Annotated in this window: 19 protein-coding genes; 4 read left to right on the top strand and 15 right to left on the bottom strand. The window is 62.9% G+C overall.

The genetic code is table 11. The annotated features are described in order from the left end of the window. Positions 1–45 precede the first annotated feature (45 nt). From KG698_RS09230 to KG698_RS09245, 4 genes are all read right to left on the bottom strand, one after another. On the bottom strand, positions 46–1,020 hold the full coding sequence (locus tag KG698_RS09230; RefSeq protein WP_213685336.1) for a beta-ketoacyl-ACP synthase 3: 975 nt from the start codon (positions 1,018–1,020) through the stop codon (positions 46–48). Then, positions 1,014–2,111, bottom strand: a complete 1,098-nt coding sequence (gene plsX, locus KG698_RS09235) for a phosphate acyltransferase PlsX (RefSeq protein ID WP_213685268.1) — start codon at positions 2,109–2,111, stop codon at positions 1,014–1,016. The genes KG698_RS09230 and plsX overlap by 7 nt, the downstream gene beginning before the upstream one ends. 38 nt (positions 2,112–2,149) lie before the next feature. Continuing rightward, a complete protein-coding gene (gene rpmF, locus KG698_RS09240) occupies positions 2,150–2,356 on the bottom strand; it encodes a 50S ribosomal protein L32 (protein WP_213685269.1) in 207 nt (68 codons plus the stop codon). Between the two features lie 220 nt (positions 2,357–2,576). Then, positions 2,577–3,134, bottom strand: coding sequence for a YceD family protein (locus tag KG698_RS09245; protein ID WP_213685270.1), 558 nt, complete (start codon positions 3,132–3,134; stop codon positions 2,577–2,579). Between the two features lie 125 nt (positions 3,135–3,259). On the opposite strand from KG698_RS09245, the gene KG698_RS09250 reads away from it, so the two are divergent. After that, entirely contained in the window at positions 3,260–3,718 is a 459-nt protein-coding gene (locus KG698_RS09250; protein WP_213685271.1) for an outer membrane protein assembly factor BamE, read from the top strand. A 108-nt stretch (positions 3,719–3,826) separates the two neighbouring features. Then, positions 3,827–4,564: a GNAT family N-acyltransferase gene (locus KG698_RS09255; protein WP_213685272.1), complete on the top strand. Its 738-nt coding sequence runs from the start codon at positions 3,827–3,829 to the stop codon at positions 4,562–4,564. Between the two features lie 18 nt (positions 4,565–4,582). Here the strand turns inward: KG698_RS09255 and tyrS are convergent, their stop codons facing one another. After that, positions 4,583–5,836, bottom strand: coding sequence for a tyrosine--tRNA ligase (gene tyrS / locus KG698_RS09260; RefSeq protein WP_213685273.1), 1,254 nt, complete (start codon positions 5,834–5,836; stop codon positions 4,583–4,585). 86 nt (positions 5,837–5,922) lie between these two features. Here tyrS and KG698_RS09265 point away from each other — a divergent pair, with 86 nt between their 5' ends. Then, positions 5,923–6,999 carry an anhydro-N-acetylmuramic acid kinase gene (locus KG698_RS09265; protein WP_213685337.1) on the top strand — a complete coding sequence of 359 codons (1,077 nt, stop codon included), beginning with the start codon at positions 5,923–5,925 and terminating at the stop codon, positions 6,997–6,999. Between the two features lie 64 nt (positions 7,000–7,063). Here the strand turns inward: KG698_RS09265 and rarD are convergent, their stop codons facing one another. The 6 genes from rarD to KG698_RS09295 all read right to left on the bottom strand — a co-directional run bounded on the left by rarD (position 7,064) and on the right by KG698_RS09295 (position 11,879). Continuing rightward, on the bottom strand, positions 7,064–7,963 hold the full coding sequence (rarD, locus tag KG698_RS09270) for an EamA family transporter RarD (RefSeq protein WP_213685274.1): 900 nt from the start codon (positions 7,961–7,963) through the stop codon (positions 7,064–7,066). 50 nt (positions 7,964–8,013) lie between these two features. Continuing rightward, positions 8,014–8,433 carry a cupin domain-containing protein gene (locus KG698_RS09275; RefSeq protein ID WP_213685275.1) on the bottom strand — a complete coding sequence of 140 codons (420 nt, stop codon included), beginning with the start codon at positions 8,431–8,433 and terminating at the stop codon, positions 8,014–8,016. Beyond that, positions 8,430–9,107 carry a haloacid dehalogenase type II gene (locus KG698_RS09280; RefSeq protein ID WP_213685276.1) on the bottom strand — a complete coding sequence of 226 codons (678 nt, stop codon included), beginning with the start codon at positions 9,105–9,107 and terminating at the stop codon, positions 8,430–8,432. Before KG698_RS09280 ends, KG698_RS09275 begins: the two co-directional genes overlap by 4 nt. After that, complete coding sequence (eno, locus tag KG698_RS09285; RefSeq protein ID WP_213685277.1) at positions 9,104–10,381, bottom strand: phosphopyruvate hydratase; 1,278 nt, start codon at positions 10,379–10,381, stop codon at positions 9,104–9,106. The genes KG698_RS09280 and eno overlap by 4 nt, the downstream gene beginning before the upstream one ends. A gap of 93 nt (positions 10,382–10,474) precedes the next feature. Beyond that, the gene (locus tag KG698_RS09290) at positions 10,475–11,341 is read right to left on the bottom strand and encodes a DMT family transporter (RefSeq protein WP_213685278.1); all 867 of its coding nucleotides are present in this window, start codon (positions 11,339–11,341) and stop codon (positions 10,475–10,477) included. 124 nt (positions 11,342–11,465) lie between these two features. Next, on the bottom strand, positions 11,466–11,879 hold the full coding sequence (locus tag KG698_RS09295; protein ID WP_213685279.1) for a Fur family transcriptional regulator: 414 nt from the start codon (positions 11,877–11,879) through the stop codon (positions 11,466–11,468). A 102-nt stretch (positions 11,880–11,981) separates the two neighbouring features. On the opposite strand from KG698_RS09295, the gene KG698_RS09300 reads away from it, so the two are divergent. Then, positions 11,982–12,872 (top strand): DMT family transporter, encoded by an 891-nt coding sequence (locus KG698_RS09300; RefSeq protein ID WP_213685280.1) that lies wholly within the window; start codon positions 11,982–11,984, stop codon positions 12,870–12,872. A 76-nt stretch (positions 12,873–12,948) separates the two neighbouring features. On the opposite strand, the gene KG698_RS09305 is transcribed toward KG698_RS09300, so the two are convergent. From KG698_RS09305 to gltX, 4 genes are all read right to left on the bottom strand, one after another. Continuing rightward, positions 12,949–14,391 carry a YdiU family protein gene (locus tag KG698_RS09305; RefSeq protein ID WP_213685281.1) on the bottom strand — a complete coding sequence of 481 codons (1,443 nt, stop codon included), beginning with the start codon at positions 14,389–14,391 and terminating at the stop codon, positions 12,949–12,951. A gap of 52 nt (positions 14,392–14,443) precedes the next feature. Further along, positions 14,444–15,382, bottom strand: a complete 939-nt coding sequence (locus KG698_RS09310; protein WP_213685282.1) for a nucleoside hydrolase — start codon at positions 15,380–15,382, stop codon at positions 14,444–14,446. A 147-nt stretch (positions 15,383–15,529) separates the two neighbouring features. Then, positions 15,530–16,825 (bottom strand): citrate synthase, encoded by a 1,296-nt coding sequence (gltA, locus tag KG698_RS09315; protein WP_213685283.1) that lies wholly within the window; start codon positions 16,823–16,825, stop codon positions 15,530–15,532. Between the two features lie 108 nt (positions 16,826–16,933). After that, positions 16,934–18,349 (bottom strand): glutamate--tRNA ligase, encoded by a 1,416-nt coding sequence (gltX, locus tag KG698_RS09320; protein ID WP_213685284.1) that lies wholly within the window; start codon positions 18,347–18,349, stop codon positions 16,934–16,936. Between the last annotated feature and the right edge of the window lie 30 nt (positions 18,350–18,379).

An 18,379-nucleotide genomic window follows, 5' to 3' on the forward strand; every position in this document is an offset into this window, starting at 1 on the left:
GTCAATCGAGAGGCTTGAAACAAGGCGTTTATCTGCCGCTTTTGGCTACCAGCGGATGACCACGGCACCCCATGCAAGGCCACCGCCGATCGCCTCGCAAACCAACAGATCGCCGCGCTTGATCTGGCCGCGACCCACGCCGACCGACAGGGCCAGCGGGATGGAGGCGGCCGAGGTATTGCCGTGATCTTGCACCGTCACCACGACCCGGTCCATGCCCACGCCCATCTTTTGCGCCGTGCGGGTGATGATGCGCAGATTGGCCTGATGGGGCACGATCCAATCGACAGCATCGGCACCAACACCGGCCCGGTCCAAGGCGCGATGGGCGGTTTCGGCAAGCTTTTCAACAGCATGGCGGAAAACCTCGCGGCCCTCCATGCGCAGCACGCCGGTGGTCTGCGAGGATGAGACGCCACCATCGACATAAAGCAGATCACGGTAGCGCCCGTCGGAATTGAGATCGGTCGACAAGATGCCGCGATCATCGGATTGGCCCGTGCCATCTTGCGCCTCGAGCAAAAGCGCGCCCGCACCATCGCCGAAAAGCACGCAGGTGCCACGGTCGGTCCAATCCATGATCCGGCTGAATGTCTCGGCCCCGATCACCATCACCCGGCGCGCTTGGCCCGCGATGATCAGCGCATTGGCATTGGCCAGCGCAAAAACGAATCCCGCGCAGACCGCCTGCACATCAAAGGCGAATCCCCGCTCCATCCCCAAGCCCGCCTGCACCATCGTGGCGCAGGAGGGAAAGGTCAGATCCGGCGTCGAGGTCGCGACGATGATCGCGTCGATATCATTGGCCGTCAGCCCCGCCATATCGAGGGCTGCGCGCGCTGCCGCGATGGCCATTTGGCTGGTCGTCTCGCCATCGGCGGCGAAATGACGCCGTTCGATGCCCGAGCGGTCGCGAATCCATTCATCGGTGGTGTCGAGTGTCTTTTCAAACTCGGCGTTCGCAACGACGCGAGTGGGCAGGTAGTGACCGATGCCGATGGGAACTGCGCGGATCATGATTGTCCTGCCTCTGCCTGCATGGCCGCGGCGGCGGCCTGTTCGGCCGCGGCGATGCGCGCGGCAAGTCGTTCGTGAAAGCCCGCAGCAGCAAGCCGCTCGGCCAGTTTGATGGCCGCGGCCACCCCTGTCGCATCGGCTGAGCCATGCGATTTGACCACCGTACCGTTCAGGCCCAGAAATACCCCGCCATTCACCCGGCGCGGGTCGATCCGTTTGGAGAGCCGCTTGAGCGAGGGATAGGCCAAAACGGCGGCCATGCGGCTAAGGATTGAATAGGAAAACGCCTCGCGCATGCGTTCGCTGATCAGCCGCGCGGTGCCTTCGCCGGTTTTCAGCGCGACATTGCCGGTAAACCCATCGGTCACGATCACATCCACCTTGGCCGATGGAAGGTCGCTGCCCTCGACAAAGCCCACGAATTCGAAATCGGCGGCATGGCTGACGCGTTCAATCAATTCGGCGGCGAATTTCAACTCGGCCCGGCCCTTGTGTTCCTCGGTCCCGACATTGAGCAGGCCGACACGCGGGCGGGCAAGGTCAAGGCCGTTGCGCGCATAGCTTGCGCCCATCAGCGCATATTGCAGCAAATCGCCCGCATCGGCGCGGATATCGGCGCCGACATCCAGCATCACGTTAAACCCCTTGGGGTTGCGTGAGGGCCAAAGACAGGCGATGGCGGGGCGGTTCACCCCCTCGATCTTGCGCAGCCGCAGCATCGACAGCGCCATGAGCGCGCCGGTATTGCCACAGCTGACGGCGGCACCGGCCTCGCCCGAGCGGACGGCCTCGACGCAGGACCACATGGAGGTGTCTTTGCCATGCCGCACGACATGCGATGGCTTGGCATCCATGGTCACAACGCCATCGGTATGGCGGATTTCACAGCGGTCGGAAAGCGCGCGACGGCGCTCGACCAAGCGTTCAAGCTCGGGGCGATTGCCATGCACGATGAAACGAATGGCCGGGTTTTTGGCTGCGAATTTCGCCATGCCTGCGATCACGACCGCAGGGCCGAGATCGCTACCCATCGCATCGATGGAAAGGACGGGTCCGGCGTTCGCCTTTACCGTCAATGCATTACCATCGCCCATACGCCCGATCGCCTTGTCGCCTCGGGGTTGCCGCAGGCTCAGGCCGCGTCTTCGTCGAGATCGACTTCGCTTGCCTGCGCGACGACCTGACGGTCGTTATAGGTGCCGCAGGAGGGGCACACGTGATGCGGGCGCTTGAGCTCACCGCAAGAGGGGCACTCGTTGGGGTTGGCGGCGACCAACGCATCATGGGCGCGGCGCATGCCGCGGCGGGAGCGCGTCACTCGGTTCTGGGGGACAGCCATGTCACAACCTCAATGTCTTGGGGGCGATCGCTTGGCGGCCCGCCCGGTCCTATCAAATCTCAATTGCTCGACCGCCTATCGGCATCCCACCGCGCGGCTTTTGGCCTCGCGCCGGAAGGGTCGAACGCGGCAGATCGCGCGCGCCCGCAGCCGGGGTCGAATGAGGCCGGGAACATACCCGGATTCCGGGGCGGCGCAAGACCTTTTCGCCGATGCGCCATTAGCGGTCTTTTTCAGGGTCATCTTGGCCGGCCAGCTTGTCGCGCAGCGCGGCTAAACCGGCCAAGGGCTTGGCTGCCTCATCATCAAGGGGCGCGACACCCGGCGGCGCGAAACGCGCCTGTGCAAGCGCGGCGCCGGGCGCACGGGGATATAACGGCAAGGCAAGCGCCAAGGCCTCGGCCATGAGCGTGGCCAAATCCAAGATCTCGGGCAGCGGCTCGAGCGTATCATCGTCGGGGATCTCGGCCTCATCGCCCTCGGGCTGGGGCATATTCGCCAAAAAGCGGCGCGTGACCGGGTCGTCGATGCGCGTTGTCACGGGCTCGGCTGTCACGACACAAGGCTGGACCACGGTCGCGCCCAATGTCGCCTGCAGCGCCCAGTCGCGCTTGCCCTCGGCCACCAAACTGCCAGCAAATCGCAGCTTGCGCAGCGCGAGCAATCCGAATTCAGCGGCAAGTGCTGCGCGCGCCGGTGCATCGGGGGCAAGATCAAAGCTAAACGCCGCAGAGCGGGGCAGGCGGGCGAGGACGATTTTTTCTGAGGTGTCGGCCATGGCGCGCCCTCCTCGTGGCGCAGTCGTCTTCTTGCCCTATGGGCATGGGTCGGTTAAGCCGATAGAAAGCTTTCGGTCGCGGCGCAAGGGTGGCGCGATCACGGCGCACAGGCAAGAGGGTGGTCATGCGAGAGCACGCGCGCGCAATACGCAAAGGTCTGATCGGTCTGGCGCTTGCGCTGTCATTGGCCGCATGCGACGCGACATTCGACAATCATGGCTATGTGCCGCCCGCCGAAGCGCTGGAACAGGTGCAGATCGGCGCGAGCCGTGATGCGGTGATCGCGGCCATCGGCACGCCGGGTGCCGCAGGCGTGATGCGCGACGAAGCGTGGCTATATACAGCCTACCGGATTCGCTCGCTGGGTGTTCGTGCGCCGCAAATCATGGAGCGGCAGTTGCTTGCGATCTCTTTCGACGCCAACGGTCGGGTCAGCAATGTCGAAGAATTTGGGCTGGAAGATGGGCGTGTCGTGCAATTGTCGCGCCGCGTGACGACAAGCTCGGTGCGCGAAGTAACCTTCTTTGGTCAATTGCTTGGCAATTTCGGCCGGATCAACATCGGTGAGGCGCTGGACAACTAAAGCTGCTTCTTGTCGTGAGATGGTCATGCACGCATCATAGCATGCGGCGCATATCCCGGTATGATCGGCCGGGATAGACTGCGATCGACGGGGCAGGAGCGTGTCGTGATGTTGGATCTGGCAAAAGGGCGCTACCGCGCGCGGATCGCGGTGAGTGGCGATGATCTTGAAGCGGCCCAGCGCTTGCGCACCTTGGCCTTTCGCGGCCCCGATGCCGAGCGTCTGGACCGCGATGATTTCGATGAGACCTGCACCCATGTTTTGATCGAGGATATCGGTTCAGGCGCGCTGGTGTGCTGTTTCCGCCTGTTGCGGCTGGGTTCGGGTGCCGAGATCGGGCGCAGCTATTCGGCACAATTCTATGAATTATCGGCGCTCGCCGCCTTCGACGGGCCGATGGTCGAGATGGGGCGCTTTTGCATCCATCCCGATTGGCATGATCCCGATATTCTGCGGCTGGCATGGGGCGCGATGACAGCGCTGGTTGATCGCGACGGGGTCGAGATGCTGTTTGGCTGCTCATCCTTTCACGGCACCGAGGCGCGCGATTATTCGGACGCTTTCGCGCTGTTGCGCGACCGCCATATCGCGCCCAAGCGTTGGTTGCCGCGCGTCAAGGCACCGGCCGTTTTCCGATACGCTGCGCGCCTGCGGCGCAAGCCCGACCTCAAGCGCGCGCAGGCCAAGATGCCACCCTTGCTGCGCACCTATTTGATGATGGGGGGCTGGGTCAGCGATCACGCGGTCATCGACCGCGATCTTGATACACTCCATGTCTTCACGGGGCTTGAGATCCGTGCCGTGCCGCCGGGCCGCGCGCGGCTCTTGCGCGCGGTGGCGGGGTAGGGCGGGGTCGGGCTGGCTTCAGCCCGCCAGCACCACCAGCGCATGGCGCTTTTTGCCCGCCGATAGCTTGATCGGTTGGGCCAGATCGGCCGCAGTGATCATCTGGCCCGCATCGGTCAGACCTTCGTCATTCATCCGCGCGCCACCCTCGGCGATCAGGCGCTTGGCCTCTTTGCCCGAGGCGGCAAGCCCCGCCCGCGTGATCAACTGTGCGACCGAGATGCCATCGGCGACCTCTGCGGCGCTGAGGGTGAGCGTCGGCAAATCATCACCTGCACCGCCGCGCTCAAACACTTCGCGCGCCGTCGCCTCGGCTGTGGCGGCCGCCTCGGCCCCGTGCAGCAGCGTTGTTACCTCATTGGCAAGGATGATCTTGGCCGCGTTGATCTCGGACCCTGCAAGCGCGCCAAGGCGGTCGCATTCGGCCACCGGCAATTCGGTATAGAGCTTCAAGAAACGCCCCACATCGGCATCGGTGGTGTTGCGCCAGAACTGCCAGAACTCATAGGGCGATAGCATGTCACCATCGAGCCAGATGGCCCCGCCTTGGGATTTGCCCATCTTGCGCCCATCCGAGGTGGTCAAAAGCGGTGTGGTCAGCCCGAAAATTTGTGCATCCACCACCCGGCGGGTCAGGTCGATCCCGTTGACGATATTGCCCCATTGATCCGAGCCGCCCATTTGAAGCACGCAGCCCTCGCGGCGGTAAAGCTCAAGGAAATCGTAAGCCTGCAAGATCATGTAATTGAATTCGAGAAAGCTGAGGCTTTGCTCGCGGTCCAGCCGCGATTTCACGCTTTCAAACGACAGCATCCGGTTGACCGAGAAATGCCGCCCGATATCGCGCAGGAACTCAAGATAGTTCAGCCCATCAAGCCATTCGGCATTGTTCAGCATAGTGGCGTCGGTCTTACCCCCGCCATAGCCGAGATAGCGGCCAAACACGCGCTGCATGCCTGCGATATTGGCGTCGATCTGGTCAGGCGTCAAAAGCGGGCGCTCATCGGCGCGAAAGCTGGGATCGCCCACCTTGGTCGTGCCGCCACCCATCAATGTGATCGGGCGGTTGCCGGTTTTTTGCCACCAGCGCAAAAGCATGATGTTGAGCAGATGGCCCACATGCAGCGATTTGGCGGTCGCGTCATATCCGATATAGCAGGTGACAGGCCCTTTGATCAGCGCGTCATCAAGGCTTTGCAGATCGGTACAATCGGCCAAAAAGCCACGCGCGATGATCTCGCGCAGGAAATCCGATTTGGGCTGGTAGGTCATCGGGCTCCGGTCCATGCTTATGTTCTATGTGGGGCGAGGCTATAGCGGGCGTGACGGTGAAGGGAAAGAGTGACCAGAGCCATGTGATGCGCGTGGCGGGTGCAATGTCGGGCACCTCGATGGATGGTGTGGATCTGGCCGTGATCGATACCGACGGTGTGGCGGTCATGGGGTTTGGCGAAAGCCGCTACCGCCCCTATCACCCCGAGGAACGCGCCACGATCCGCGCAAGCCTTGGCCGCTGGCCCGGCGAAGCGGGGGTGGCTGATGCCGCGCGCGTGGTCGAAGACGCCCATCTGGAGGTGCTGGCGGGCTTGGGCGATATCGCGGCCTTTGGCTTTCACGGCCAGACATTGGCCCATGACCCAGCGGGCGGGCGCACCCATCAAGCGGGCGATGGCGCGCGGATCGCGGCGGTGATCGGGGTGACGACAGTGTGGGATTTTCGGTCCAACGATATGCAATTGGGCGGGCAGGGCGCGCCCTTGGCCCCGTTCTATCACTGGGCCTTGGCCCGCTTTATCGGGGCGATAGGGCCTGTGGCCTTTCTCAATCTGGGCGGTGTGGGCAATATCACTTGGGTCGATCCACAGATGGATGCGCCGGAGCTGCCCGGTGCATGCTTGGCCTTTGACACGGGCCCTGCCAATGCGCCCATCGATGATCTGATCTTTGCCCGGCGCGGCCAGCGATTTGACCAAGACGGGGTTTTGACCCTGCAGGGCCGGGTCGATGCCGAAACGGTGGCCGTGTTTCTCGATGATGCCTATTTCCGCCGGATGCCGCCCAAATCGCTTGATCGTGATGCCTTTCCCGATCTGGGCGCTTGGGTGGCGGGAATGGATGATGCCGATGCGGTCGCGACCTTGGCCGCCTGTGCGGCGGGCGCGGTGTCGCAGGCGATGATGCATCTGCCCAAGGCCCCCGCGCAGGTTTATGTCACTGGCGGCGGGCGGCATAATCCGGGGTTGATGGAGATGCTTGCAGCGGCACTCGACCGCCCCGTATCGCCGGTCGAGGCGGTGGGGCTTGATGGCGATATGCTCGAGGCGCAGGCTTTCGCTTATCTGGCGGCGCGTGTGCTTCTCGGTCTGCCGACCTCGGCGCCGGGAACCACCGGGGTGGCCGCCCCCGTTGGCGGTGGGCGGGTGAGCCGGGTGTGAGAGCAAGCATGGGGGCTCTGCCCCCAAACCCCCGGAGTATTTTTGAAGCAAAGATGGACAGGGATTAGGCGCGGCCTGTCCGCGCATTGCGGATCAGCGTGACCGTGTAAAGGATGAGTGCAGCCCATATCAGCGGAAAGGCCACGGCGCGGGCGGGGCCGAAGGGTTCGTTAAAGATAAAAACCGCGATCAGAAAGATCATCGTCGGCGCGATATATTGCAACAGGCCGATGGTCGAAAGCCGTAAGCCCTTGGCGCCATTGGCGTAAAGCATCAGCGGAACCGCCGTGACCGCCCCCGTGCCAATCAACAGCGCCGTATCTTGCCAACTCCCTGCGAAGAATTGGCCGCTTGGGCCAAGCCAAGCGAGATAGGCCAGCGCCAGCGGGCAAAGCAGCAAAACCTCGAGTAAGAAACCCTGATTGGGGCCGATGGGAAGCGTTTTGCGCAAAAAGCCATAGATGCCGAAGGTCGTCATCAAGACCAGCGCCACCCAAGGCAGAACGCTCGCCGAGATCGTCAAGATCGCCACGGCAAGACCGGCCAGCCCCACGGCCACCCATTGCGCCCGGGCCAGCTTCTCGCGCAGCAAGATCGCGCCCAAAGCCACGGAGAACAGCGGGTTGATGTAATAGCCCAAGGCTGCATCAAGCGCGCGGTCATTGGCGATGGCCCAGACATAAACACCCCAATTGACCGAGATGAGCGCAGCGGTCACCGCCGCCATGCCTACCATGCGCGGGGTCTTGAGTGCGCGCATCACATCGCCCGTGCGCCCCAGCGCGATCAAGATCAGCCCAGCAATGGGCACCGACCACAAGATGCGGTGGGCGATAATCTCGACCGGGGGGATATGGGTGATCGCCTTCATATAAAGCGGTAAAAACCCCCACATCAGATAGGCCGAGACCGCGTAGGCAAAGCCTGCGCCTGTGTCGCCGGTCTGGGGAGCTTGTGCGGTCATACCCGTGACCTAGCCCATCGCGCGGGCGGCGGCGAGGGCGATCTGCACGCCTATCCGCGCGCGATGTCAAAGCCTGGTGGCGCAAGCGTGAAGCCCGCGAAATCGAACCCCGGCGAGACGGTGCAAGAGACGAGCGTGTAATCGCCCGTCGTGCGCGCGGCCTGCCAATGGTTCTCGGGCACGATGATCTGTGGTGCGCCCGCGCCCAGATCGGGGGTCAGTAAATGATCGGTGGCCGGACCGTGATCCGTAGCCGAGAGCGACAGGATCAGCGGCGCGCCCGCGTGGTAGAGCCAGATCTCGGTCGCGTCGACCTTGTGCCAATGGCTGGCCTGCCCTGCTTTGAGCAGAAAATAGATGCAGGTGCCCACAGGGCGGCCTTGGTTCTCGGCCACCCATGTCTGGCGGTAAAAGCCGCCCTCGGGATGGGGGGCGAGGTTCAGATGGGCGATGATATCGTCAGCGGTCATGGGGTCAGCTGCCTTGCAAGATCTTGAAAATCATGGGCGATGATATCCCAATCGGCTTCGGGTATCAGATCGGTGGTCTGGCCCGGCCCGTGTTCTGTCGGGCGCGGCACGAAGGCTGTCATCAGACCGGCGGCACGGGCGGCGTGCAGATCGTCATTATGGGCGGCCACCATCATCACCTGATCGGGGGGCAGGCGCAGCGCGGCGCAGGCGGCCAGATAGACGCGCGGCTTTGGCTTGTAATCCTGCGCGATCTCGGCGCCCAAGATGCAATCCCACGGCAGGTCGCCGAATTTCGCTAGCCGCGTCATCAGCGCGATGGAGCCGTTGGAGCAGGGCGCGATGATATGGGTCGCCTTCAGTGCCGTCAGCCCCGCCACGACATCGGGCCATGGATCAAGCCTTTCCCAGGCATGGGAGAGGGTATCAGGGGCGCTTACGCCCAGATCGCCTGCGACCTTGTGCAAATTCTCGCGGTGCAGATCGTCGAGGGCGACATAGCCGCGCCCACCTTCGCGGATGCGCGCCATGGCGGGGTCGTACTCGGCCCGCCACGCGGTGGCGAAGGCGTCGGCATCCACGCCGGGCAACACCGCCGCCACCTCCCGCGCGACGGAGGTCCGCCAATCGACGCAGGTGCCGAAAACGTCGAAGATGAGGGCGCGAACCCTCATCCCCGCAGGATCGACCGCCCGGCGTAGATGGCGGTTTCGCCCAAGGCTTCCTCGATCCGGATCAGCTGGTTGTATTTCGCCAGCCGGTCGGAGCGGGCAAGCGAGCCGGTCTTGATCTGCCCGCAATTGGTGGCCACGGCGAGATCGGCGATGGTGGCATCCTCGGTCTCGCCCGAGCGATGCGACATCACGCAGGTCATGCGGTTGCGATGGGCCATGTTCACGGCGGCCAAGGTTTCCGACAGCGTGCCGATCTGATTGACCTTGACCAACAGCGCATTGGCACAGCCCTTTTCGATGCCTTCGGCCAGACGGGCGGGGTTGGTGACGAACAGATCATCACCCACCAGTTGCACGCGGTTGCCCAAGGCTTCGGTCAGGGCGCGCCAGCCGTCCCAATCATCCTCGGCACAGCCGTCTTCGATAGACAAGATCGGGTAATCATTCACCAGCGCCTCAAGATAGGCGACATTCTCATCGGAGGTCAGGGTTTTCCCTTCACCTGCAAAGACATAACGGCCATCTTTGAAGTATTCTGTAGCCGCGCAATCCAGCGCCAGCATGATATCATCGCCGGGGGTATAGCCTGCCTTTTCGATAGATTTCAAAACGAAATCAAGCGCATCGCGGGTAGAGCTTAGGTTGGGGGCAAAGCCGCCCTCATCGCCGATCCCGGTGGACAGGCCCGCGGCTGAAAGCTCTTTCTTCAAGGTGTGGAACACCTCCGCGCCCATGCGCACCGCATCCGCGATCGAGGTCGCGGAAACTGGCATGATCATGAATTCCTGAATATCGATCGGGTTGTCGGCATGTTCGCCGCCATTGATGATATTCATCATCGGCACGGGCATCAGCCGCGCGGATGTGCCGCCGACATAGCGGTAAAGTGGTTGGGCGGAGTATTCAGCGGCGGCCTTGGCCACGGCAAGGCTGACGCCCAAGATCGCATTGGCGCCCAAGCGGCCCTTGTTGTCGGTGCCGTCAAGCTCGCAAAGCGCGGCATCGATCGCCTCTTGCTCGGTGGCCTCGAAGCCGACCAGCGCATCGGCAATCTCGCCATTGACGGCGGCTACGGCCTCTAGCACGCCCTTGCCCATATAGCGGGTCTTGTCACCGTCGCGCTTTTCCACCGCCTCATGCAGGCCCGTGGAAGCCCCCGAGGGGACAGCCGCGCGGCCCATGGAGCCATCTTCCAGCGTCACATCGACCTCGACGGTGGGATTGCCGCGGCTGTCTAGGATTTCGCGGGCGTGAATATCGGTGATAAAGCTCATGGCATGTCCCCTTGGGTCGGATTTGGCCGCTCTATAGCAAGCCTTGCCGCACATGCGAAGGGGATTGCACCAGCCCGCGCTGCGGCCAATGGTTCAAGCGGTTAGCCGCGCCTGCCGCTCGCGCCATAGGCTGTAAAGCCCCGTGGCGATGACGATGGCCACACCAAACAGCGTGAGGGTGTCGATGCTTTCGTCAAAGACGACCACGGCGATGAAAAAGGCAAAGACCAGCCGCGTGTAGCGAAACGGCGTGACCGCCGCGATCTCACCCACGCGCATGGCGGCGGTGATCGCGAAATAGGCGACCATGCCCAAAAGGATGGACGCCGGGATGGAGAGCCCGATCATCACGCTGGGCCAGACCCAACCGCCCGAGACGATCAAGACGGCGCCACCTGCAATCGCGAGTGCGGCAAAGCTGTAGCTGGCCAAAAGCGGGGTCGGCACGGATTTGGGCACAGGCCGCGTCGCCAGATCGCGCAACGACAGGCCGATGGCGGCGGCCACCGCGTAAAGAATATCGGGATCAAAGCTTTCGGCACCGGGGCGCAAAATCAAAAGCACCCCCGCCAAGCCGATGGCAATGGCCAGCCAGCGCCGCCAGCCGACCTTTTCGCCCAAGAAAATCGCTGCGCCCAGCGTCACCAACAGCGGATTGGCTTGGATCACCGCCGAAAGTGTGGACAACGGAATACGCGAAAGCGCGATGACGAAACAGACGGTCGCAAAAACCTCGGCCAGATTGCGCAGCATGACGGGGCGCATGAGCAAGACGGGGCTGAGCCATTGATGCCCCTGCATCCGCGCCCAAAGCCCGAACAAGACCGCACCACCCGTGCCAAACAAAAACAAGATTTGCCAAACGGGCATTTCACGCGCGGCAAAGACCATGAACATATCGGTCAGTGCAAAGGCGAGCATGGCCAGCGTCATCCACGCCATGCCTTTGAGATTATCCATCATCGCTGCCTTTTTCGACCCTCGCCTATGGCTTAGCCTGCGGGCCGGGGCGATGAAAGCACCAAGATGGCAGCTTCACCTTTCCCCGAATACGCAGGCGCGGTGTCAGCCACGCGCAGCCGTCTTAGCCCTTGCGGATCGGCACGCCGTAAAGCTCGAGCTTATGGCCCTTGAGCCGATAGCCCAGCTTGGCGGCGATCTTTTCTTGCAGCGCCTCGATCTCGGGGTCGACGAATTCGATCACTTCACCGGAATGCATATCGATCAGATGGTCGTGGTGATCGCGCTCGGCATCCTCGTAGCGCGCGCGGCCATCGCCAAACTCTAACCGCTCCAGAATACCCGATTCCTCGAATAGTTTGACAGTGCGATAGACCGTGGCAATCGAGATGCGCGGATCGCGGGCGCTGGCGCGAATATAGAGCTCTTCCACATCGGGGTGGTCGGTGGCGGCCTCCAACACCTGTGCGATCACGCGGCGCTGTTCGGTCATGCGCAGGCCCTTGGCCTCACAGCGCGCCTCGATCGTGTCGTTCATGCACAGCCCTCGGGGATTGCGGATCTCGGTGGATGGTTTACGGGATTTGTACGCGCGAGAAAAGACGCGACCGCCATGGCGGCGCGCGCAAGGGGACACGCCATGCCGGCCAAGGACAGGATCGATGCCTTTGGGGCCGTGGCGCTGACGGGGTTCGCGGCATTGCTGGCGTTCAACCAAGTCGTGATCGCGGTGGTCAATGAGGGGCTTCAGCCGGTGTTTTTCGCGGCCTTGCGCTCGGCGGGTGGGCTGATTTGCCTCTTGGCATGGATGCGGGTCCGCGCCATCCCGCTCAGCCTGCCGCAAGGCACGGTTTTGCCGGGGCTGGCCATGGGGGCCTGTTTCGCGGTCGAGTTCATCTGTCTTTTCGTCGCGCTCGATCTGACCACGGTCACACGCTCGGCCATCATCTTTTATTCCATGCCACTTTGGCTGGCGCTGATCGGCCATGTCGTGATCCCGGGCGAGCGGATCACCGGGCAAAAAGGGGCAGGATTGCTGCTGGCTTTCGCGGGCGTTGTCTTGGCGCTGGTGCTGCGCGGCGGGTCAGAGGGGGCGGGATCGCTTATTGGCGATCTTTGCGCGCTTGTGGCGGCCATCGCATGGGCGGGGATCGCGGTATTGGCCAAGGCCTCGCGCCTGCGCGATGTGCGCCCCGAGATGCAGCTGGTTTGGCAATTGGCGGTCTCGGTGCCGCTCTTGGCGGTGGCGGCTTTCGCTTTTGGGCCGTTTTTGCGCGACCCAAGTTGGATCCATTGGGCGGGGTTAGGGTTTCAGATCGTGGTGATCGTCTCGGCGGGGTTCTTGGCTTGGCTGTGGCTTTTGTCGATCTACCCCTCGGCGTCCGTTGCGGCGTTCAGCTTTTTGTCGCCTGTCTTCGGCGTGGGCTTGGGCTGGTTATTGCTGGGCGAAAGCGTCGGGGGCGGGATCTTGTTGGCCTTGGCGCTGGTGGTGGCGGGGCTGATCATGATCAACCGACCCGCGCGCGGCTGATGGGGCGGGGTGCGATTATTCGTACGAATAATCGCGCACGCAGGCCCGATTTGCGCCTTTTTCGAACGATGAGGGCTCAGGTGCCACAGAAGGTGGCCGTGACGCGTTCGCCTTCGCTGGGCGGCTGTGCATATGCGGCCAAGGCTGGATCTTCGTCGTAGGGCATCGCCAATGCCGCCATGAGCCGTTCAAAAGCTGCAAAATCATCCGAAATCGCGGCTGCAATCGCTTCTTCGACGCGGTGATTGCGCGGGATGCGCGCGGGGTTGGCGCCCTGCATCGCCGCGATCCGGTCAACCGCGGCCCGCGGCTCTGTGGCAAGCCGTTCGTGCCAGCGCGCAAGCCACGGATCAAGGGCTGTAGGGTCGATGAGCTGATCGCGCGCGCTGCGCGGATCGGGGCCAGAGAGCGCGCGAAACGTATTGGTGAAATCGGCACTATTCGCGGCCATGATCGCCAAAAGATCGCGCGCGAGCACGCCATCCCCCTCGGCCTGTGTGGCAAGGCCGAGCTTTGCGCGCAACACGCCGTCCCATGCTGCATCGAAGCGGTCCGAAAAGCCGTTGATCGCAGCGGTGAAGCTGTCGATCCCCGCCTCGCGGTCGGGGATCAGCGGCAAAAGTGCCGTGGCCAACTGCGCAAGGTTCCAGACTGCGATCTGGGGTTGGTTGGCATAGGCGTAGCGGCCGAACTGGTCGATCGAGGAAAACACCGTGTCGGGGTGGTATTCATCCATGAAGGCGCAGGGGCCGTAATCGATCGTCTCGCCCGACAACGTCATATTGTCGGTGTTCATCACGCCATGGATAAAGCCCAAGCCCATCCATTGCGCGATCAGCCGCGCCTGCGCGGCGATGACGGCATCGAGCAGGCCAAGGGGGCCGTCGGCGGCGGGATAGTGGCGCGCGATGGTGTAATCGCAGAGCGCCGCGAGCGCCTCGGTATCGCGGCGGGCGGCGAAATACTGGAAGGTGCCGATCCGGATGTGGGAGGCGGCCACGCGGGTGAAAACCGCGCCGGGCAAGGCGCGCTCGCGCAGCACGATCTCGCCCGTCGTGACGGCGGCCAGCGCGCGGGTCGTGGGCACGCCCAAAGCCGCCATCGCCTCGGAGATGATATACTCGCGCAAGACCGGCCCCAATGCTGCGCGCCCATCGCCCATGCGGCTATAAGGCGTGCGCCCCGATCCTTTGAGCTGAATATCAAAGCGCGCACCATCGGGGGCCAGAACCTCGCCCAAAAGGATGGCACGCCCATCGCCCAGTTGCGGCGACCAGCCGCCGAACTGGTGGCCGGCATAGACTTGGGCCAAGGGATCGGCCCCGTGGGGCAGGGCGTTGCCCGAAAAAATCTGGGCGATCTCGGCTGCATCATCGGGCAGGGTGATGCCCAAACGGGCCGCAAGCGCATGATTGACCGCAATCAGCCGCGGGGCTGCAACCGTGGCAGGGGCTTGCCGCGTGAAGAAACGCTCGGGCAGGCGTGCGTAGCTGCAGTCGAAGGGGAATTGTGCGGTCATGGGCTATCCTTTGGCCAAGCACGATAGGCGCGATCAGCCTTGAGGGAAAGGGTCAGAGCCGCGCGAGGCGTTGGGTGAGCAGCGCATAAAAACCCGCCGCATCGACATCACCCATGAAGATCGCATTCTTGGGCCGCTTGGTCACACCCCACCAATCGGCGACCGTCATGCCGCGCGTGAGCGCTGAGGTGGTCTCGATCTCGACATTGATATGTCGGCCGGTGAAAAGCGCAGGCGCCAAGAGATAGGCGATGACGCAGGGGTCATGCAGCGGCGCGCCCTCGGCCCCATATTTCGCCATGTCGAAGCGCTCGAAGAAATCGGTCCATGAGGCCACGGCATGGGCCACGGGGCTGCCTATGGCGCGGATCGCGTCGATCCTTGGCCGGGTAGTCAGCACCTTATGGGTGACATCAAGTGGCATAACCACGAGCGGCACGCCGGATTGAAACACGATTTCAGCAGCTTCCGGGTCGACATAGATGTTGAATTCGGCAGCAGGCGTGATGTTGCCCACTTCGAAATAGGCGCCGCCCATCAAGACGATCTTGTTCACGCGGGCCATGATGTCGGGGGCGTGGGTGAAGGCTGTGGCGATATTGGTCAGCGGGCCGAGTGGGCAGAGCGTAACACTGCCCGGTGCTTCCGCGCGCAGCGTGTCGATGATGAAATCGACCGCGTGCCTGTCTTGCAGCGGCATGGTGGGATCGGGCAGCGCGATGCCATCAAGCCCGGTCTTGCCATGCACATGCTCGGCGGTGACAAGCGGCTGCACCAACGGCCTGTCACAGCCTGCAAAGACCGCGATATCGGGCCGCCCCGCCAATTCGCAGATGATGCGCGCATTCTTCTCCGTCAGCGCAAGCGGCACATTGCCCGCGACCGTGGTGATGCCCAGCACCGCGATTTCATCTGGGCTGGCCAAGGCCAAAAGGATCGCCACGGCGTCGTCTTGGCCGGGGTCCGTGTCGATGATGATCTTGGCTGTCATTTTGCCTTGCTCCGCAGGTTGCGGCAGGTTTCACCGAAGGGGCAGAAACTTCAATGCCTCCGGCGGGGATATTTATGAAACGAAGAAGGGCTTAGAAGCACAAAGGCCGCCCGGTGGGGCGGCCTTTGGTTGGTTTTTGCGCCGGGTTCAGCGGTTCTCGATCTCGACATAGTCGCGCAGCGTCTCGCCCATATAAAGCTGACGCGGGCGGCCGATCTTCATCGCGGGATCGGCAAGCTGTTCTTTCCACTGCGAAATCCAGCCGACCGTGCGCGAGACGGCGAAGATCGGCGTGAACATCGCGGTGGGGAAACCCATCGCCTCGAGGATGATGCCGGAATAGAAATCGACATTTGGGAAGAGCTTTTTTTCGATGAAATACTCGTCTTGCACCGCGATACGCTCCAACTCCTTGGCGATCTGGAGGAGCGGGTTGTTTTCCACGCCCAAGAGATCGAGCACCTCATCGGCGGATTTCTTCATCACCGTCGCGCGGGGGTCGAAGTTTTTATAGACGCGGTGACCAAAGCCCATCAGGCGGAAGGGGTCGTTCTTGTCCTTGGCGCGCGCGATGAATTCGGGGATGCGCGCGGGATGGCCGATTTCCTTGAGCATCTCGAGGCAGGCTTGGTTGGCACCGCCATGGGCCGGACCCCAAAGGCAGGCGATGCCAGCGGCGATACAGGCGAAGGGATTGGCACCTGAGGAAGAGGCCAGACGCACCGTCGAGGTGGAGGCGTTTTGCTCATGGTCAGCATGCAGCGTGAAGATGCGGTCCATCGCGCGGGCCAGAACCGGGTCGACGACGTAATCCTCGGCAGGCACCGCAAAGCACATGCGCAGGAAATTCGAGGCGTAATCCAGATCGTTGCGCGGATAAACGAAGGGCTGACCGATCGAATATTTATAGGCCATGGCCGCGATAGTCGGCATCTTGGCGATCAGGCGGTGGGATGCGATCTCGCGCTGGTGGGCGTCGTTGATGTCGGTGCTGTCGTGATAGAAGGCCGACATGGCGCCCACGACGCCGACCATGGTGGCCATCGGATGCGCATCGCGGCGGAAGCCACGGAAGAAATTGTGCATCTGTTCGTGGATCATCGTGTGACGCGTGATCGTGGTTTCGAACTTTTCCAGCTCGGCTGCCGAGGGCAGTTCGCCGTAAAGCAGCAGGTAGCAAACCTCGAGGTAATGGGATTTCTCGGCCAGCTGGTCGATGGGATAGCCGCGGTGCATCAACTCGCCCTTGTCACCATCGATGAAAGTGATGGCGCTGTCGCAGGCAGAGGTCGAGGTGAAGCCCGGATCATGGGTGAACACGCCCGCTTGCGCATAGAGCTTGGTGATGTCGATGACATCGGGCCCAGCGGTCGGCGAGTGGATCGGCAATTCATAGGTCTTGCCATCGATCGTCAGGCTGGCGGTGCGTGTCGGATGTGCCATGGTCGTCCCCTTTTCATCGTGGCCGGGCGCAGACCAACGGGCCGCACACGGAGAAATCGGATGCCGATCTTGCGAACGGTCCCCTTTGGTCTTGTGCCGCCCGCCGATTTAGCCGTCGCGGGTGGCTGCCTCGGTCAGCCGTGCAAGGGTTTCCTCGCGGCCGATGACGAGCATCATGTCGAAGACGCTGGGCGTTACGCTGCGCCCGGCAAGGGCGGCCCTGAGCGGGCCTGCGAGCTTGCCGAATTTGAGCCCATGCGCCTCGGCACCTTGGGCGAGCGTCGTCTCTAGCGTGTCACGTTCCCAGCTAGCATTCTGCAACTGCGACGTCAATTCAAGCAGTATACCACGGGATACCGGGTCGAGATGGGCCGCCGCCGCCGCATCGGGGATAATGGGGCGCGCAGCCAATGCAAATTGGCCTTTTTCCAAAATCTCGGGCAAGGATTTCGCCCGATCCTTGAGGCAATACATCGCATGGGCGAGCAGATCATGCTGCGCTTGCGAAAGGGCGGGCTGGCCGGTGAGGGCAAGATAGCCCGTGATCTCATCCATCAGCGCGCTGTCATCCATCTGGGCGATATGCCAGCCCGCGACGCTTTCGAGTTTCTTCAGGTCAAGACGGGCAGGCGCGCGCCCGATCCCGCCCAGATCGAACCATGCCAGCGCTTGGGCGTCGGTGAACAGCTCGTCGTCGCCATGGCTCCAACCCAGCCTTGTCAGGTAGTTGCGCATCGCCGCTGCGGGCACGCCCATTTCGGCATATTCCATCACCCCGGTCGCGCCGTGGCGCTTGGACAGTTTCTTGCCATCGGGGCCGTGGATGAGCGGGATATGCGCCCAAACCGGCTCGGCCCAGCCCATGGCGCGGTAAATCTGCGCTTGGCGCGCGGCATTGTTGAGATGGTCATCGCCCCGGATCACATGGGTGACACCCATGTCGACATCATCGACCACCACGGCCAGCATATAGGTGGGCGTGCCATCCGAGCGCAGCATGACCATATCGTCGAGCTGGTCGTTGCGGAAGGTGACCGTACCCTGCACCGCATCGTTGATCACCGTCTCACCGTCGCGCGGCGCCTTGAGGCGGATTGCAAAAGGCGCATCGGGGTGCGTGGCGTCAGCGGCGTCGCGCCATGGGCTATGATAAAGGGTCGAGCGCCCCGCGGCGCGGGCTGCCTCACGAAAGGCTTCGATCTCGTCTTGGGGGGCGAAGCATTTATAGGCATGGCCGCGGGCCAGCATCTCATGGGCGACCTCGGCATGGCGGGGGACGCGGGCGAATTGGCTGACGGCCTCACCATCCCAATCAAGCCCAAGCCAGCGCATGCCGTCGAGAATGGCCTCGGTCGCCTCAGGGGTCGAGCGGGCGCGGTCGGTATCTTCGATCCGGAGCAGGAATCGGCCACCGCGCGCGCGGGCATAAAGCCAGTTGAACAGCGCGGTGCGCGCGGTGCCGATATGCATGATGCCCGTGGGCGAGGGGGCGATGCGGGTCACGATCTGTTGCGGCTGGGCCATCTTGTTCCTTTTCGCGCCTGACGCGGGCTT

Source organism: Roseicyclus sp., from assembly GCF_018402035.1.
GTDB lineage: Bacteria > Pseudomonadota > Alphaproteobacteria > Rhodobacterales > Rhodobacteraceae > Roseicyclus.

Bases quoted from the DNA above. Each gene is read 5' to 3' on its own strand.
- plsX (WP_213685268.1), bottom strand. From the start codon at position 2,111: ATGGGCGATGGTAATGCATTGACGGTAAAGGCGAACGCCGGACCCGTC.
- rpmF (WP_213685269.1), bottom strand. From the start codon at position 2,356: ATGGCTGTCCCCCAGAACCGAGTGACGCGCTCCCGCCGCGGCATGCGC.
- KG698_RS09245 (WP_213685270.1), bottom strand. From the start codon at position 3,134: ATGGCCGACACCTCAGAAAAAATCGTCCTCGCCCGCCTGCCCCGCTCT.
- KG698_RS09250 (WP_213685271.1), top strand. From the start codon at position 3,260: ATGCGAGAGCACGCGCGCGCAATACGCAAAGGTCTGATCGGTCTGGCG.
- KG698_RS09255 (WP_213685272.1), top strand. From the start codon at position 3,827: ATGTTGGATCTGGCAAAAGGGCGCTACCGCGCGCGGATCGCGGTGAGT.
- tyrS (WP_213685273.1), bottom strand. From the start codon at position 5,836: ATGACCTACCAGCCCAAATCGGATTTCCTGCGCGAGATCATCGCGCGT.
- KG698_RS09265 (WP_213685337.1), top strand. From the start codon at position 5,923: ATGCGCGTGGCGGGTGCAATGTCGGGCACCTCGATGGATGGTGTGGAT.
- rarD (WP_213685274.1), bottom strand. From the start codon at position 7,963: ATGACCGCACAAGCTCCCCAGACCGGCGACACAGGCGCAGGCTTTGCC.
- KG698_RS09275 (WP_213685275.1), bottom strand. From the start codon at position 8,433: ATGACCGCTGACGATATCATCGCCCATCTGAACCTCGCCCCCCATCCC.
- KG698_RS09280 (WP_213685276.1), bottom strand. From the start codon at position 9,107: ATGAGGGTTCGCGCCCTCATCTTCGACGTTTTCGGCACCTGCGTCGAT.
- eno (WP_213685277.1), bottom strand. From the start codon at position 10,381: ATGAGCTTTATCACCGATATTCACGCCCGCGAAATCCTAGACAGCCGC.
- KG698_RS09290 (WP_213685278.1), bottom strand. From the start codon at position 11,341: ATGGATAATCTCAAAGGCATGGCGTGGATGACGCTGGCCATGCTCGCC.
- KG698_RS09295 (WP_213685279.1), bottom strand. From the start codon at position 11,879: ATGAACGACACGATCGAGGCGCGCTGTGAGGCCAAGGGCCTGCGCATG.
- KG698_RS09300 (WP_213685280.1), top strand. From the start codon at position 11,982: ATGCCGGCCAAGGACAGGATCGATGCCTTTGGGGCCGTGGCGCTGACG.
- KG698_RS09305 (WP_213685281.1), bottom strand. From the start codon at position 14,391: ATGACCGCACAATTCCCCTTCGACTGCAGCTACGCACGCCTGCCCGAG.
- KG698_RS09310 (WP_213685282.1), bottom strand. From the start codon at position 15,382: ATGACAGCCAAGATCATCATCGACACGGACCCCGGCCAAGACGACGCC.
- gltA (WP_213685283.1), bottom strand. From the start codon at position 16,825: ATGGCACATCCGACACGCACCGCCAGCCTGACGATCGATGGCAAGACC.
- gltX (WP_213685284.1), bottom strand. From the start codon at position 18,349: ATGGCCCAGCCGCAACAGATCGTGACCCGCATCGCCCCCTCGCCCACG.